Genomic DNA, 15,275 nt, shown 5'->3' on the forward strand with positions numbered 1-15,275 from the left:
CCAAAATTGGTAATTCTTTTGTGGGTGTAAGTGTTATGCGTAGATTTTGTGCGGTTTATGACAGTTAAAAGCGAATGCTCTGACCCCTATTCTCCTACAAACAAAATTCCATTGAGCATTGTTATCTGAATGATGCTCCTGGACTCTCAATAATTGAAAGTGGGCAGGTTTTGATGTTCCAGGTCCGTATTCACGGTCGCGGAGGGCAGGGCGTTGTATCGGCAGCAGAAATGCTCTCGATAGCACTGTTTCATGAAGGGGCTCACGCCCAGGCTATTCCCAGCTTTGGTTCCGAGCGCATGGGCGCCCCGGTCGAAGCCTATGTGCGTATCAGCGATCAGGAGATCGAGCTGCGCGAGCCGGTATCCGAGCCGGACATGGTTATTATTCAGGACCCGTCCCTGCTGCATGCACTGGATGTTTTTGCGGGTCTTTCTCCAAACGGTTATGTGTTGATTAACACCTCCCGTTCCCTCGAAGAGCTGGGTATCCAGGACAAACTGGCCCATCTGCCGGCAGGTCATATTCACTGCTTGCCGGGTACCGAGCTGGCGCTGGAATATCTGCGCCGTCCAACCCCGAATACTGTACTGCTGGGTGCGTTCTGTGCCGTGGTGGAGTCCTTCTCCATGGAATCTCTGGGTAAGGCGATCAACCAAAAATTCGCTGGCATCGTGGCTGAGAAGAATATTGAAGCTGCGCAGGCCGCCTTCGATAAGATCAAGGAGCATATCGGATGCTGAAGCAGATTGACGGCTCCTATGCCGTGGGCGAAGCCGTAGCTTTGTGCCGCCCGCAGGTCATCTCCTGTTACCCGATCACCCCGCAGACCCATATTGTTGAGTCCCTCGGCAAGCTGGTAAAAGCCCGCAAGATCGAAAACTGCAGCTTTATGAATATGGAGTCCGAGTTTGGTGCCATGAGCGCCTGTATCGGTGCTTCTTCGGCCGGCAGCCGGACCTACACCGCGACTTCCAGCCAGGGCATGCTATTCATGCTGGAAGCCGTGTACAACGCTTCCGGTATGGGGCTGCCGATCGTAATGACCGTCGGCAACCGTGCGATCGGTTCACCGATCAATATCTGGAACGACCACAGCGACGCCATGTCTGCCCGTGATACCGGCTGGATTCAGCTGTTTGTGGAAAACAATCAGCAGTCTATCGACGTACATATTCAGGCCTTCAAACTGGCCGAAGCCACCGGCCTGCCGGTGATGGTGAACATGGATGGCTTTATCCTGACTCACGCCTACGTACGTGTAGATATTCCAACCCAGGAACAGGTTGATCAATTCCTGCCTCCTTTCGCACCGCTGCAGAAGTTGGACCCGAAAGCGCCAATCACCATGGGTGCTCTGGTCGGTCCTGAAGCCTTTACCGAAGTGCGGATGATGGCCCACTCCCGTATGGAGCGTGCTCTGAAGCTGATTCCTGAACAGGCGGAAGAGTTTGCCAATATCTTTGGCCGTGACGCTGGTGGTCTGGTGAAGAAGCACTATGAAGGCCAGGCAGATACCGTGCTGGTGACCATGGGTTCTGTGATTGGCACAGCCAAGGAAGTGATCAACGCTCGTAGAGAGATTGGCGAATCTATTGGTGCCGTGACTCTGCGGACCTACCGTCCATTCCCGACCGCTGCCTTCCGCGAAGCGGTAGCTGGTGCCAAGCGTGTTGTGGTACTGGACAAGTCTTTTGTTCCAGGCGTAGGCGGTACTGTCTATCAGGACGTGTTTACCGCGCTGAACGGCACCGGTATTGAAGTGCAGTCTGTCATTGCCGGTCTGGGTGGCCGCCCGATTACCCGTAAGTCCATCCAGGCTCTGTTCGATGGCTGTGACAGCCGTAAGGGCTTTGAAGTGCTGGATCTCAATACTGACACCATGGCTCGCGAGCTGGCTCGTGAAGATGCTGTTCTGGGTGCGCGCGAGGAGTGTCTTTAATGCAGTCGCAAATTTTTCATTATCCGGCCAAGGATGCAGTGATCAAACTGCATCAGACCGGCGACCAGACCATCAGCAACCGTCTGGTGGACGAAGCCGACAGCCTGCAGGGCAGTAGGGAGCGCAGCAACGCGCTGGATTCCGGTCACCGTGCCTGTCAGGGCTGTGGTGAAGCACTGGGTGCCCGTCACGCGATTGATACCGCACTGGATGCCACCGATGGCGAGCTGGTGGTGGTGAACGCGACTGGCTGTCTGGAAGTGTTCTCTACCCCTTACCCGCAGTCAGCCTGGCGTCTGCCATGGGTTCACTCCCTGTTCGGTAACGCGGCGGCGGTTGCTTCCGGTGTGGCGCAGGCCATGAAGATGCAGGGCAAGGAGAATGTCCGCGTGATCGCCCAGGGCGGTGATGGCGGTACTACTGATATCGGTATGGGCTGTCTGTCCGGCATGTTCGAGCGTAACGAAGATGTGCTGTACATCTGTTACAACAACGAAGCCTATATGAACACCGGCGTGCAGCGTTCCAGCCAGACTCCGGGCGGCGCCCGTACCGCTACCACCATGCCAGTAGGCGAGCATCCGGGTAACAACTTCGGCACCGGCAAGAGTGTGCCGAAGATCGCCATGGCGCACAATATTCCTTATGTGGCCACCGCCAACATTGCCAACCCGCGTGATCTGGAAGCCAAAGTGCGTAAGGCGATGAGCATTCGTGGTGCCCGTTATATCGAAGTGTTTGTACCTTGCCCGCTGGGCTGGGGTACGGCCAGCTCCGACACTATCAAAGTGGCCCGTCTGGCCATGAACTGTGGTCTGACTCCGCTGTACGAAGCCGAGTATGGTCAGATTACTCAGGTGACCAAGCTGGCCAATGTGCAGCCTGTGAACGACTACCTGAAAATCCAGCGCCGTTTTGCCCATATGTTCCAGCCGGGCAATGAGCATCAGCTGCAATCCATTCAGGCGATTGCCGATGCCAACGTGCGTGCTTTCGATCTGCTGTCCAGCTCTAATGAGGGCGAAGAATAATGAGTGTTGAAGTGAACGGACAGCGTCTGATTCCTTTTGCCACCACGCTGGAGCCGGGCTCCAGCCGTGCCAACAAGACTGGCAGCTGGCGCAGCCTGCGCCCTGAGTATGTGAATAACCTGCCGCCGTGTAATCAGGCGTGTCCGGCCGGTGAAAATATTCAGGCGTGGCTGAGCCATGTGCAGCGTGGTGACTTCCATGCTGCGTGGCAGGAAATTACTCTGAACAACCCGATGCCAGCGACCATGGGCCGGGTTTGCTATCACCCTTGTCAGAGCGGTTGTAACCGTAAAGAGACTGATGGTGGTGTACAGATTAACGGCACCGAAAAGTACATCGGTGATCAGGCTCTGCAGCACGGCTGGCAGTTTGCCAGGCCGGAGCAGGAGTCCGGTCTGAAAGTGCTAGTAATCGGTGGTGGCCCGGGTGGCCTGTCTACCGCTTACCATCTGCGTCGTGCCGGTCACTCCGTGGTGATCTGTGAAGCACAGCCAAAGCTTGGCGGCATGCTGCGTTACGGTATCCCAAGCTACCGTCTGCCCCGCGAGATTCTGGATATGGAAATCGACCGTATCCTGGCCATGGGCAATATCGAAGTCCGCACCAATACCCGTGTGGAAGATATTGAAGCTATGAAGCAGGCTGAAGGTTTCCACTCTGTATTCGTTTCCGTGGGCAACTGGATCGCCAACCGTGCAGAAACCTCTATCGAAGACGGCCAGCGTATGCTGGACGGCATCGAGGTGTTGCGTCAGGTTGAGAACGGTGAAGAGCACGGCATGACCGGTCGCGTTGTCGTCTGGGGTGGTGGTAACACCGCTATCGACGTCGCCCGTGTCGCTCTGCGTGTGACTGGCGAGAAGCCGGTGATGATCGTGCGCCGTGATATGAGTGGCCTGCGCGCCCATCCGGAAGAGATTCAGGATGCGGTGGATGAAGGCGTTGAGATTATGGTGCTGTCCACCATCCATACCATTCGCCAAGGTGAAGTGGTACTGGAGAAGATGGTGGCAGACGAATCCGGTCGTCCACACCCAACCGGCGAATATCTCACCATCAAGGGTGACTCTGTGGTGGCGGCTCTGGGTCAGAGTGCCGAGCTGAGCCTGATGGAGAAGCTGGGTCTGAGCAAGGCCGGTGATTGGGAAGTCGCTGTTTCCCCAGCGATGATGACTGAGATCCCTGGCATCTTTGCCGGTGGTGATATGGTGCCGTCTATCCGGACAGTGACTGCCGCTATCGGCCACGGTAAGAAAGCGGCTCGTCATATTGATCTGTGGTTGAACGATCAAGCCTTCCCTGAAGCGAAAGAGAGGGTGATCGCGACCTTCGAGCGCATGAATACTGTTTACTACCCTCAGGCGACGATGCACAAGCGTCCGAAGCTGGAAGCCGGTGTGCGTATTGGTGACTTCCGCGAGATCAAGGGCAGCCTGACGGCAGCTCAGGCGATTGCCGAAGCCCAGCGCTGCATGTCTTGCGGTAACTGTATGGAGTGTGATAACTGCTACGGTTTCTGTCCGGATAACGCCATTATCAAGCTGGGTGCTGGCAAAGGCTTCCAGATAGATTACGACTACTGCAAGGGGTGTGGTATCTGTGCTGCCGAGTGTCCGCTGGGTGCGCTGGATATGGTGATGGAAACCATCTGATTTTCAGATACAGGTGCCCACGATCGGACAAAGAGTTATTGATTTCCATCCCTCAGTGCTGTCCTGCACTGGGGACGACCGCCATGGATGGTGGAAGTGTCAGAAATGCAGGAGCAGTTTCTGACCTGTCGGGCCATCCATGGCCCTTGAAATCAACAACCCTTGCCCGATTATCACCATCGAGTTCTCTCAAAATGCCGAACTGGTTTCAGTCCGGCATTTTTTTTGAGGAAACTTCTATGCTTGTTATAAGCACGGACGCACTTATAACAGGTAACCCTTTATGGGACATATTTCAGGCGACTCTTCAAGACAATCGATCAACATCGGCCAGCATGCTCCCGGAGCGCTCAAACCTCCTGTAGAAGAACAAAAAGGCCGTAAGAATGGGGTGGATATTAGTGTGGAAACCGGCGTGGTGCGTTATACCAAAAGCCGCTCTGCTCCACAGAGTCAGGAAACACCCCTCAATCAACGCAAAGCAGTGCCTACCGAGAAGCCAGCGGCTTCTGTGCGGCAATCATCTTCTCCTTCGGAAGAGAGCGTAAATAACCGGCGGGAAGCCCAGCTGATTGCCAACCAGCAGTTTATGGAAGCGGCGACGGAGCTGGAGTTCTCGATTCAGGAGTCTATCCAGAAACTAGGGGCCGCAGGTAAGAATGATTCCCGCCTGTGTAATGAGCTGGCTACCCAGATCGCTTTATTTGAAGATGCCATTACCCAGATTGATGATCCAGCCGTAACCAGTCGAAAGGTACTGGATATGCAGGCCCGATTTAATGATCAGCTGGATCGGATGAGTACAAAACATAAGGGTTATTTCTGGAGTTCCCGCAACACCAATGCTGACTTTATGGCTCAGGCCGCACAAGGGCTGGGGCGGTTGGCAGAATCGATAATCATGAATCCACGCCATGATTTTACTGAAGTTGTGCTATCGCCAGAGGTAGATCGTGATATGCGGGAGAGTCGTACCGATCGCAAGCATCAGCGTGATTTGGAGGAGATGAACCGGAACTTGTCGGAAGGCAAGCCGCTGACTCTGCCCCGTCAGACCCGGGTAGATATTACCCGGCAGGATTTTGTGCTGAAGAATGCGGCGGGTGAGACATTTGATAACCGGGAACTGCGCAAAAGTCAGAATGAGCCCGGAGTTGGTAGTGATAAAGTTGCCGCGCAGATAGAAGAGCAAATGCTATCCCTGACCGAGCAACTTCCCCAAGCGCAGCGGATGTCTCTGTTCTCCCATCTCAATCAGAGCGAACCGAACCATATGATCGAGACTTTTATGGATGCCTTTACCAAAAACCTGCCGGGGTGGGGCATGCCATCCCCGACTTCGACAGAACGGCAGGTGGTGGCTGTGCAGAATGGTGATGATATAGAAGTGACCTACACCATGCAGTTTGTTCCCAGTATGGCTGGTGGTGAACTGAATGGGATTATTCAATACGATGATCAGAGCAAGGTGTCACTGATCCGCACTGCGACCATCCACAAAGATGGCCAGGTGGAGTATTCCGATATCGCGTCCAGCATGTATCTGAATCAGGGAGAGCGGGTGTAGAGCGACTCTACACCCGATTTTGATCTATCAGGCTGAGGCAAAAACGCTGTTAACCAAAGCCTGAGCTTCATCAACCAGCAGCTTCAGGTGTTCTTCCCCTTTAAAGCTCTCCGCATAGATCTTGTAGGCCGGTTCCGTTCCGGAAGGACGGGCGGCAAACCAGCCATTCTCGGTGACCACCTTCAAACCACCAATCGACGCACCATTACCTGGCGCGGCAGTCAGGGTCTGGATAATTGGATCGCCGGCCAGCGTATCGGCCTTGACCATATCCGGATTCAGAGTGGAGAGAATCTTGCGCTGGGCCAGATCCGCCGGTGCCTGCAGACGGGTATAAACCGGCTCACCGTATTTGGCCGCTAGCTCCTGGTAATACTCACCAGGGTCTTTGCCGGTCACAGCCAGAATCTCTGCTGCCAGCAAGGCCAGGATGATGCCGTCTTTATCGGTGCACCAGGTATCGCCATCGTGGCGCAGGAAGCTGGCTCCCGCACTCTCTTCGCCACCAAAGGCCAGATCACCAGAGAACAGACCGTCTACAAACCACTTGAAGCCCACCGGTACTTCATAGACTGGACGCTCCAGACCTTGGGCAACACGGTCGATCAGGGAGCTGGAAACCAGCGTCTTGCCGATCTTGGCAGACTTCGGCCAGTCCTTGCGGTGACGGTAGAGATAATCAATCGCCACAGCCAGATAGTGGTTCGGATTCATCAGACCCATGGAGCGGGTGACGATGCCGTGGCGGTCGTAATCGGGATCATTGCCCAGGGCGATATCAAACTTGTCTTTCAGTTCAACCAGACCGGCCATGGCCCATTTGGACGAGCAATCCATACGGATAGCGCCGTCTTTATCCAGGCGCATAAAGCCGAAGGTCGGATCGATGGTGCGATTCACCAATTCAATATTCAGGCCGTAACGCTCGGCAATCACATCCCAGTAGTAGAGGCCTGAACCACCCAGAGGATCAACACCGATCTTCAGGTTGGCTTTGGCGATGGCTTCCATATCCAACACTTTTTCCAGGTCGTTGACATAGGCCTGGGTGAAGTCGTGGGCATGAACATTCTCGGCATCCAGTGCCTGCTCCAGCGTCAGGCGGTGTACGCCCTCCAGATTGGCGGCCATCAGTTCATTGGCACGCTGTTCAATCCATGCGGTAACGGAGGTTTCAGCCGGTCCTCCATGGGGCGGATTGTACTTGATGCCACCATCTTCCGGTGGGTTGTGGGACGGCGTGATGATAATACCATCCGCCTGAATGCTGTTTTCCCGGTTATGGCTGACAATCGCATGGGAGATAACCGGAGTCGGGGTAAAGCCACGACCGATCTGGTAGTACACCTGGCAGTTATTGGCAGCGGCCACTTCCATCACGCTGGCAAAGGCGGCTTCAGACAGAGCATGGGTATCCATGCCGATATAGAGCGGACCGGTGATGCCAGCGGAGGCACGGTATTCACACACAGCCTGGGCAATCGCCAGTATATGGGGTTCGTTAAAGGTGCAACGCAGAGAGCTGCCACGGTGTCCTGAGGTTCCAAAACTGACCCGGTGGGCCGGTTCGTTCAGGTTCGGAGTCTCGGTGTAATAGGCACTGACCAGTCGAGGGATGTTGACCAGACTGTCTTTCGGGGCGGGTTGGCCGGCAAGTGGATGCACGACAGCTCTCTCTCGTAACAATAATGGTTAGAGCGGGCATGTTACCTGTCTCTCCCAGGAATGCCACCGGGATAACGGAGAGTGTTGATGCATGGCAATGCTCGGGTTGGTTATTCCTTGAGCGGAGAACTTTCTGTAAACAATTAAAAGTTATTATGTGGTAGTCGTATATGCTTTGAGGTTATATAGGCATAGCGACAAGTTCTTTTGTCATTTCGGCCAATTTCGGTAAGGTTCGCATCAATCCAGTTGGCCAGCTGTTTTACAGTTTCTCTGGCCAGCCTGTCATCTGTCTGTCCCCCTCCAGACAAGCAATTTCAACTTTCAAACAAACCTTGCACCCACCGAAAAACAATTCGGGTGTTTGCCGTATTACTTTTGAATAAAGAGGCGAGAATTATGTTGCGTCGTATGAGTCGTGTTGCCCTGTCTGTGGTTTTGGCGGGTGCACTGGCCGCCTGCAGTCAGCAGGAGTCTTCCTCCGCCACGGCGCAGACAGAGAATGCTCCGGCGGCACAGGAAGGCGTCAAGGTGGGGATGTCCGGCAGTTACTACCCGTTTACCTTTGTTGAGCAGGGCGAACTGCAGGGCTTTGAGGTCGATATCTGGAATGAGCTGGGCAAGCGTCTGGATCGTCCGGTCGAGTTCGTGACTGCTCCGTTTTCCGGTCTGTTCGGTATGCTGGAAAGCCAGCGTGTCGATACCATCTCCAACCAGATTACCGTGACCGAAGCCCGACTGGAAAAATACAACTTCGCTACGCCTTATGTGTACGACGGTGCTCAGATAACAGTGAATAACCAGACCATGGATATTCACAGCCTGGAAGACCTGAAAGGCAAGACCGTAGCTGTGAATCTGGGAACCAACTTTGAAAACCTGATTCGCGCCTTCGACAGCGAAGGACAGATCACCGTGAAAACCTACGACACGGGTATTGAGCACGAAGTCGCTCTGGGGCGGGTTGATGCCTTTATTATGGATCGTCTGTCTGCGGCCGAGCTGGTGAAAAAGTCCGGCCTGCCCCTGAAGCCTGCGGGTCAGCCATTTGAGGTGATCACCAATGCTATGCCGTTCCTGAAAACCGAGGACGCCGATGCTCTGCGTATTGAGGTGGATGCGGCCCTGCAGGCGATGCGTGAGGACGGCACTCTGGCCAATATTTCACAGAAATGGTTCGGCACTGACGTGACCCGTAACTGATAACCGGAGTGCGGGTAGTTAATGATGAACAGCTTTGATTTTGATTTTGCAGCCGGTCTGCTGCCACAGCTGATCAGTGCGCTGCCCGCCACTCTGGGTATGACAGCATTGGCCACGCTGCTGGCTCTTACTTTGGGAATGCTGCTTGCTGTCGTTCAGGTCACCCGGATTCGGGGTCTGAACCAGTTGGCGGATATTTATATCTCTTTCTTCCGGGGAACCCCGCTGCTGGTGCAGTTGTTTCTGCTCTATTACGGACTGCCACAGGTCTTCCCGGAGTTAACAACGGTCACTGCTTTTCAGGCGGTAATCCTTGGGCTTGGTCTGCACTTTGCCGCTTATATGGCAGAGATTATCCGCGCCGCGATTATCAGTGTTGATCGCAGCCAGATGGAAGCCGCCCTGAGTGTTGGCATGAGTTATGGCACCGCCATGCGCCGGATTGTTCTGCCCCAGGCGTCGCGTATTGCTTTGCCCGGTTTGATGAACACCTTTATCGATCTGCTGAAAAGTACCTCACTGGCTTTCACCCTTGGAGTGGCGGAAGTTATGTCCCGCGCTCAACAGGAGGCTGCTTCCAGCTTTAACTTCCTGGAAAGTTATCTGGTTCTGGCTCTGGTTTACTGGGCGCTGGTCGTTGTGATGACCTGGGTACAAAAGCTGACGGAAAAACGACTGGGGGAGGCTTACTGATGGCATTGCTCACGATTGAAAACCTGCATAAGTCTTTTGCTGATCAGGTGGTGCTGGATGGAATTGATCTGCAGGTTGATGAAGGCGAAATTGTTGTTGTCCTCGGTCCATCCGGCAGTGGCAAGTCCACACTGCTGCGCTGCATAAATTTTCTGGAGCAGCCTGAGCAGGGACAGATTCGTGTAGCCAGTGCTTCTGTGGATGCGGCTGTGGCTCGAAATCGGGATATTCAGACGCTGCGGCGCCAGACGTCCTTTGTCTTTCAGAACTATGCACTGTTTAAAAACAAAACGGCGCTGGACAATATCACTGAAGCCCTGACCGTCGTAAAAGGGATGTCAGCCAAAGACGCTGAAGAGGTTGGTCGTAAAGTGCTCAGCAGTGTCGGGCTGGCTGATCGTGCCGATGCCTGGCCTTCTGAACTGTCCGGTGGTCAGCAGCAACGTATTGGGATCGGTCGGGCCATGGCGCTTGATGCACCGTTGATGCTGTTCGATGAGCCAACCTCTGCGCTGGATCCTGAGAAGGTGCATGAAGTGCTGGAGCTTATGAAAGTACTGGCCCGGCAGAAGCGCACCATGATTGTGGTGACCCATGAGATTCCGTTTGCGCGGGAAGTGGCTGACCGGATTATTTTTATGGATGGTGGCAAGGTGATAGAGCAGGGTACACCTGAAGAGGTTCTGGACAATCCGCAGGATGAGAGAACCAGAGCGTTTCTTCGGCAGGTTCTTTAACCTGCCCTCGAAGTATGCTCCTGGTTCATCGATTCACAGAGTTTGATGTTTGCGGGATGGTAGCCTGCTGTTTCCCGCGCCCATGGGCAGTCCCTGCCCAGCGGCGCTAGTCGGCCATCCATGGCCTTTGGAAACATCAGACCACCACCCATCCATATCTGTGACGTTGTGTACCAGGGAAAAACTGCGCAGGATACCGACGTCAAAGGCCGGCTAATCCGTCATAATAGCCCTTTGCTATTGATTGTTTGAGAGAGTGCCATGCCTGTCGCCTGTGCCCGTCATATTCTTGTGAAAACTCTGGAAGAAGCCGAGAAACTAAAGAAGCGAATTGATAATGGTGAAGACTTCGGTCAGTTGGCCAAGAAGCATTCTACCTGTCCATCAAAGAAGCGCGGTGGTGATCTTGGGGAGTTCCGTCCCGGTCAAATGGTTAAGGCATTTGACAATGTCGTCTTTAAAAAGCCGGTGCTGGTCGTTCATGGTCCGGTTAAAACTCAGTTTGGTTTTCATCTGATCCAGACTATCTATCGCAAATAATCACCTATCCTTGTGGCAGCTTTTGACCCTCTGGAGGCAAGCTGCCATGAGTGCATACCGCTTTTACATGCCCGCCCTGAACCATATGGGTTCCCACTGCCTTGATGAATCGATTGAAGATATTAGTGTTCTTGGCCTGAACAAGGCGCTGGTTGTGACCGACAAGGTGCTGGTGGATATTGGTCTTGTGGGTGAGGTGATCAAGAAACTCGGCAAGGCGGGTATTACCTGTGAAATTTTTGATCAGACCAAACCCAACCCAACAGTCAAAAATGTAGAAGACGGTGTTAAGCAGTTACAGGCTGCTGGCTGTGACTGTGTGATTTCGCTGGGCGGCGGCTCTCCACATGACTGTGCCAAAGGTATTGCACTGGTGGCGGCCAATGGTGGCAGTATCAAAGACTATGAAGGTCTGGATAAATCCGCCAAACCCCAAGTACCGCTGATCTGCATAAACACCACTGCCGGTACCGCCAGTGAGATCACCCGCTTCTGTATCATTACCGATGAAGCCCGCCATGTGAAAATGGCGATTGTCGATAAGCACACGACACCGACCATGTCGGTTAATGATCCGGCACTTATGCAGGGTATGCCCCGTAGTCTCACTGCCGCGACTGGTATGGATGCGCTGACCCATGCGGTGGAAGCCTATGTTTCGACCGCCTCTACCCCGGTGACCGATGCCTGTGCCCTGCAGGCGGTGGAACTGGTGTCTTCCTGGCTGCGTACGGCCGTCTATAACGGTGATGATATGGAAGCCCGGGAACAGATGGCTTACGGGCAACTGTTGGCCGGTATGGCGTTTAACAGTGCCAGTCTTGGTTATGTTCATGCTATGGCTCACCAACTGGGCGGGTTTTATGATCTGCCCCATGGCGTGTGCAATGCGATTCTATTGCCCCATGTGCAGGCCTTTAATGCCCGGGTGTGTCCGGAGAAGCTGGCCAGGGTGGCCGCAGCTATGGGTGTAGATATCAGCGGTATATCGGATCGAGAAGGTGCGGATGCCGCCCTGCGGGAGATTCAGGGGCTGGCTCTGGATATAGGCATTCCAGAAGGGCTGGCGGAACTGGGAGTGAAAGAGTCTGACTTCCCGACTCTGGCGGATAATGCGTTGAAAGACGCCTGTAGTCTGACCAACCCTCTGCAGGCCACCAAAGAAGAGATTATCGAAATCTTTGAAGGGGCGTTTTAAGCGATCTGGATAAGCGACTCTCGCTGATTGTTTTCGGGAGAGTCGCTGTTAGATTCTTTACAAACTTGCAAGATAAGTGTGCGTTTGTCCATGGCAGGCAGACGGCAAGATTATTTTCTTTGGATATACGTGAAAATGCGGTATAAACGCAAACCAAGGAACAACTCGTCCGACGTTGTTCGTCTATATCCACGCCAGAGTCAGACAACTAAGTTTGCTGAGGCTCTTTTTTGTCAGCTGCTATCCTCAGGCAGCCTATTGGCGTTTATTAGACCTATTTGAATTTCAGGTGTTGTTGCTGCCCGGCTTGGCCAGGGCTTAGTGCGGCGCTGTTTGCTTATGGCAGTTTAATTTACCTATGCGTATTGGCATTCTTTCCCGTGAACCGGAGTGCTACTCCACCCGTCGTCTGGTGGAAGCAGGCATTGCCCGTGGTCATCAGATTGATGTGATTGACACTGTTCACTGTTACATGGATATCACCAGCAGCAAGCCCACCGTCCGTTACGACGGTGAAGCGCTGCCGAAGTACGATGCGATTATTCCCCGTATCGGCGCCAACATTACTTTTTATGGCACCTCTGTCGTTCGTCAGTTCGAGATGATGGGCACCTTTGCGGTGAACAGCTCGGTGGCTATCAGTCAATCCCGGGACAAGCTCTGGTCTTTGCAGCTGATGTCCCGCAAGGGCGTGGGCATGCCACGTACCGGCTTTGCCAACGAACCGGATGATATTAAAGATCTGATCAAGAATGTGGGCGGTGCTCCCGTTGTGATCAAACTGCTGGAAGGCACCCAGGGGATCGGTGTGGTACTGGCAGAAACCAACAAGGCTGCCGTATCAATGATCGAAGCCTTTATGGGCATCAAGGCCAATATTCTGGTGCAGGAATTTATCGCTGAAGCCGGTGGCGCGGATATTCGCTGCCTGGTCGTTGATGGCAAGGTGATTGCCGCCATGAAGCGTCAGGGCGCGGAAGGGGAGTTCCGTTCCAACCTGCACCGTGGTGGTTCCGCAGAGCTGGTCAAGCTGACCAAGGAAGAACGGGCAACCGCAGTCAATGCCGCCAAGATTATGGGCCTGAGTGTCTGTGGTGTGGATATCCTGCGCTCCAATCGTGGTCCTCTGGTGATGGAGGTGAACTCCTCACCGGGTCTGGAAGGCATTGAAAGCTCCACCGGCAAGGATGTGGCCGGTATGATTTATGAATTTATTGAGAAGAAAGCCTCAAAAAAAGCGACACGTCGTATAGCCCAGAGTGAGTCTGAATAAGCACCTTCGCGGTGCAAGCCTGAAGTAGTAAGGAAAAGGCAATGGACGAAATTACAATCAGTGGTCAGGTAATAAAAGCAGGGCAGAAGGCACGGATTGAAGTGCCGGTCGCCGATCTCTATACCGGCACCGAAATGAATATGCCGGTGCATATTATTCGGGCGAAAAAGCCCGGGCCCAAGCTGTTTGTCAGTGCAGCCATTCATGGCGATGAGCTCAACGGTATCGAGATTATCCGTCGTCTGCTCACTATGAAATCGCTGAAACTGGCGGCGGGTACGCTGATCTTTGTTCCGATGGTGAATGTCTACGGGGTACTGAACCAGAGTCGTTATCTGCCGGATCGCCGGGATCTGAACCGCAGTTTCCCGGGTTCACCGAAAGGGTCACTGGCTGGCCGGATCGCCGACCGGTTCCTGAATGAGATCGTGCACCAGTGTGATTACGGTATTGATCTTCATACCGGTGCTATTCATCGCTCCAACCTGCCGCAGGTGCGGGCCAACCTGAGTGATCCGGAAACCAGTGCTATTGCCGAGGCCTTTGGTGCGCCGGTGATGCTGAATGCCAACCTCCGGGATGGCTCTTTGCGTCAGGCCGCGATGGAATCCGGTACCCGTATCCTGTTGTATGAAGCTGGTGAGGCTCTGCGCTTTGATGAGTTTTCTATCAAGGCCGGTGTGCGTGGCGTGCTGAAAGTGATGGCCAAACTGGGCATGATCAAAGTGAAGCCGGGCCGCCGTAAGAAGCTGCCACCGTTTGTTGCCACCAATAGTGTCTGGGTGCGAGCGGAAGGCAGTGGTATCGTCCACGATATCAAACATCTGGGTGACCAGGTGGTGAAAGGTGATGTGCTGGCGGAAATTGGTACCCCGTTCGGTGAGGTGATCAGCAAGGTCAAGGCCAGCCGCAGCGGTATTATTATCGGCAAGCAGAATATCCCGCTGGTGCAGGAAGGTGAGGCCATGTTCCATATCGCCTATTTTGACGATGCGGACGATGAAGAAGTGGCCGAGCATATCGAGAATCTGCAGGGCGCGCTCGAGGAAGATGATGAACCGTATCCGGTACCTGTAGCGCACTAAGGTTAGAGCTTTAAGACTATTGTCTTAGAGAGCATTGAAAAAAGCGGCTTAGGCCGCTTTTTTTGTGGGTGTCTGTGACCTAAGTCTATCTCTGTCGTCTGAACTTCGCGGGTCTGTGTGCCTCTAACTGTGTGAATGGATACAACAGATAGACAACATGGATGGAGGTCATTATGAGCATTGGAGCCGTTGTTTCAGATTCCGCAGGTTACTTGGGGCGTGGGTTAGTGAAGTGTGCCAAGATCAATACAGCAGTGAGCTTTGGTATCTTTACCGTCTCTGCCACCATGGCATTGACACCGTTCACTCTCGTTGTTGATACGCTCTTTACCGATCCGGATGCCAAGCATGAAGACGGTCACGATAAATACCCTGTGTCCGAAGCCATGTACAAGTTGAGTGGTCGGGCTGTTAAGGAACTGTGTGATTACACTGTCGAGACTTACAACAGTTAATCCCTGTTTGGTTAAGAATATGCTGGGCACTTTGTCCGGCATTTTTGTTGCTGCCTGATGCAACACGCCGCAAAAACCTGTAAATTTCCTTTCCGTTGGTTGGGGTGCTCCGGTTGGTGCCGGGGCTGAGAATAACCCATAGACCTGATCCAGATAATACTGGCGTAGGGAACCGGCGGGAAAAGAATCACCTTCTGTTTATGGCTCCGGGTTCCGGACCTTTCCTGATGACTC

14 protein-coding genes and 1 riboswitch are annotated in these 15,275 nt (G+C 53.7%); of the genes, 13 read left to right on the forward strand and 1 reads right to left on the reverse strand.

Annotated elements, in window-relative coordinates; genetic code table 11:
• The first annotated feature begins 173 nt into the window (after positions 1-173).
• From EHSB41UT_RS18075 to EHSB41UT_RS18095, 5 genes are all read left to right on the forward strand, one after another.
• Positions 174-743 carry a 2-oxoacid:acceptor oxidoreductase family protein gene (locus tag EHSB41UT_RS18075; RefSeq protein ID WP_087112262.1) on the forward strand — a complete coding sequence of 190 codons (570 nt, stop codon included), beginning with the start codon at positions 174-176 and terminating at the stop codon, positions 741-743.
• Positions 737-1,942, forward strand: a complete 1,206-nt coding sequence (locus EHSB41UT_RS18080; RefSeq protein WP_087112263.1) for a pyruvate ferredoxin oxidoreductase — start codon at positions 737-739, stop codon at positions 1,940-1,942. Before EHSB41UT_RS18075 ends, EHSB41UT_RS18080 begins: the two co-directional genes overlap by 7 nt.
• Entirely contained in the window at positions 1,942-2,973 is a 1,032-nt protein-coding gene (locus EHSB41UT_RS18085; RefSeq protein ID WP_087112264.1) for a thiamine pyrophosphate-dependent enzyme, read from the forward strand. Before EHSB41UT_RS18080 ends, EHSB41UT_RS18085 begins: the two co-directional genes overlap by 1 nt.
• Complete coding sequence (locus tag EHSB41UT_RS18090; protein WP_087112265.1) at positions 2,973-4,625, forward strand: NAD(P)-binding protein; 1,653 nt, start codon at positions 2,973-2,975, stop codon at positions 4,623-4,625. Before EHSB41UT_RS18085 ends, EHSB41UT_RS18090 begins: the two co-directional genes overlap by 1 nt.
• Positions 4,626-4,908: 283 nt before the next feature.
• Positions 4,909-6,192 (forward strand): hypothetical protein, encoded by a 1,284-nt coding sequence (locus tag EHSB41UT_RS18095; protein WP_087112266.1) that lies wholly within the window; start codon positions 4,909-4,911, stop codon positions 6,190-6,192.
• Positions 6,193-6,219: 27 nt separating this feature from the next.
• On the opposite strand, the gene pgm is transcribed toward EHSB41UT_RS18095, so the two are convergent.
• Positions 6,220-7,857: a phosphoglucomutase (alpha-D-glucose-1,6-bisphosphate-dependent) gene (gene pgm / locus EHSB41UT_RS18100; RefSeq protein WP_087112267.1), complete on the reverse strand. Its 1,638-nt coding sequence runs from the start codon at positions 7,855-7,857 to the stop codon at positions 6,220-6,222.
• A 399-nt stretch (positions 7,858-8,256) separates the two neighbouring features.
• On the opposite strand from pgm, the gene EHSB41UT_RS18105 reads away from it, so the two are divergent.
• From EHSB41UT_RS18105 to EHSB41UT_RS18140, 8 genes are all read left to right on the forward strand, one after another.
• Positions 8,257-9,060, forward strand: coding sequence for an amino acid ABC transporter substrate-binding protein (locus tag EHSB41UT_RS18105; protein WP_207626696.1), 804 nt, complete (start codon positions 8,257-8,259; stop codon positions 9,058-9,060).
• 21 nt (positions 9,061-9,081) lie between these two features.
• Complete coding sequence (locus EHSB41UT_RS18110; protein ID WP_341350356.1) at positions 9,082-9,753, forward strand: amino acid ABC transporter permease; 672 nt, start codon at positions 9,082-9,084, stop codon at positions 9,751-9,753.
• Positions 9,753-10,490 carry an amino acid ABC transporter ATP-binding protein gene (locus tag EHSB41UT_RS18115; RefSeq protein WP_087112268.1) on the forward strand — a complete coding sequence of 246 codons (738 nt, stop codon included), beginning with the start codon at positions 9,753-9,755 and terminating at the stop codon, positions 10,488-10,490. Before EHSB41UT_RS18110 ends, EHSB41UT_RS18115 begins: the two co-directional genes overlap by 1 nt.
• A gap of 261 nt (positions 10,491-10,751) precedes the next feature.
• Positions 10,752-11,030, forward strand: a complete 279-nt coding sequence (locus EHSB41UT_RS18120; protein ID WP_087112269.1) for a peptidylprolyl isomerase — start codon at positions 10,752-10,754, stop codon at positions 11,028-11,030.
• Between the two features lie 46 nt (positions 11,031-11,076).
• On the forward strand, positions 11,077-12,228 hold the full coding sequence (yiaY, locus tag EHSB41UT_RS18125; RefSeq protein ID WP_087112270.1) for an L-threonine dehydrogenase: 1,152 nt from the start codon (positions 11,077-11,079) through the stop codon (positions 12,226-12,228).
• A gap of 358 nt (positions 12,229-12,586) precedes the next feature.
• Positions 12,587-13,501, forward strand: coding sequence for a 30S ribosomal protein S6--L-glutamate ligase (rimK, locus tag EHSB41UT_RS18130; protein ID WP_087112271.1), 915 nt, complete (start codon positions 12,587-12,589; stop codon positions 13,499-13,501).
• Positions 13,502-13,542: 41 nt separating this feature from the next.
• A complete protein-coding gene (locus tag EHSB41UT_RS18135; protein ID WP_087112272.1) occupies positions 13,543-14,586 on the forward strand; it encodes a succinylglutamate desuccinylase/aspartoacylase family protein in 1,044 nt (347 codons plus the stop codon).
• A gap of 173 nt (positions 14,587-14,759) precedes the next feature.
• Positions 14,760-15,041, forward strand: coding sequence for a hypothetical protein (locus EHSB41UT_RS18140; RefSeq protein WP_133060569.1), 282 nt, complete (start codon positions 14,760-14,762; stop codon positions 15,039-15,041).
• A gap of 90 nt (positions 15,042-15,131) precedes the next feature.
• Positions 15,132-15,229: riboswitch (TPP riboswitch) on the forward strand.
• Positions 15,230-15,275 lie beyond the last annotated feature (46 nt).

The sequence above is a fragment of the Parendozoicomonas haliclonae genome, assembly GCF_900174585.1.
Classification (GTDB): domain Bacteria; phylum Pseudomonadota; class Gammaproteobacteria; order Pseudomonadales; family Endozoicomonadaceae; genus Sansalvadorimonas; species Sansalvadorimonas haliclonae.

Coding starts and splice junctions, on each gene's coding strand:
- EHSB41UT_RS18075 (WP_087112262.1), top strand. CDS start 174: ATGTTCCAGGTCCGTATTCACGGTCGCGGAGGGCAGGGCGTTGTATCG.
- EHSB41UT_RS18080 (WP_087112263.1), top strand. CDS start 737: ATGCTGAAGCAGATTGACGGCTCCTATGCCGTGGGCGAAGCCGTAGCT.
- EHSB41UT_RS18085 (WP_087112264.1), top strand. CDS start 1,942: ATGCAGTCGCAAATTTTTCATTATCCGGCCAAGGATGCAGTGATCAAA.
- EHSB41UT_RS18090 (WP_087112265.1), top strand. CDS start 2,973: ATGAGTGTTGAAGTGAACGGACAGCGTCTGATTCCTTTTGCCACCACG.
- EHSB41UT_RS18095 (WP_087112266.1), top strand. CDS start 4,909: ATGGGACATATTTCAGGCGACTCTTCAAGACAATCGATCAACATCGGC.
- EHSB41UT_RS18105 (WP_207626696.1), top strand. CDS start 8,257: ATGTTGCGTCGTATGAGTCGTGTTGCCCTGTCTGTGGTTTTGGCGGGT.
- EHSB41UT_RS18110 (WP_341350356.1), top strand. CDS start 9,082: ATGATGAACAGCTTTGATTTTGATTTTGCAGCCGGTCTGCTGCCACAG.
- EHSB41UT_RS18115 (WP_087112268.1), top strand. CDS start 9,753: ATGGCATTGCTCACGATTGAAAACCTGCATAAGTCTTTTGCTGATCAG.
- EHSB41UT_RS18120 (WP_087112269.1), top strand. CDS start 10,752: ATGCCTGTCGCCTGTGCCCGTCATATTCTTGTGAAAACTCTGGAAGAA.
- yiaY (WP_087112270.1), top strand. CDS start 11,077: ATGAGTGCATACCGCTTTTACATGCCCGCCCTGAACCATATGGGTTCC.
- rimK (WP_087112271.1), top strand. CDS start 12,587: ATGCGTATTGGCATTCTTTCCCGTGAACCGGAGTGCTACTCCACCCGT.
- EHSB41UT_RS18135 (WP_087112272.1), top strand. CDS start 13,543: ATGGACGAAATTACAATCAGTGGTCAGGTAATAAAAGCAGGGCAGAAG.
- EHSB41UT_RS18140 (WP_133060569.1), top strand. CDS start 14,760: ATGAGCATTGGAGCCGTTGTTTCAGATTCCGCAGGTTACTTGGGGCGT.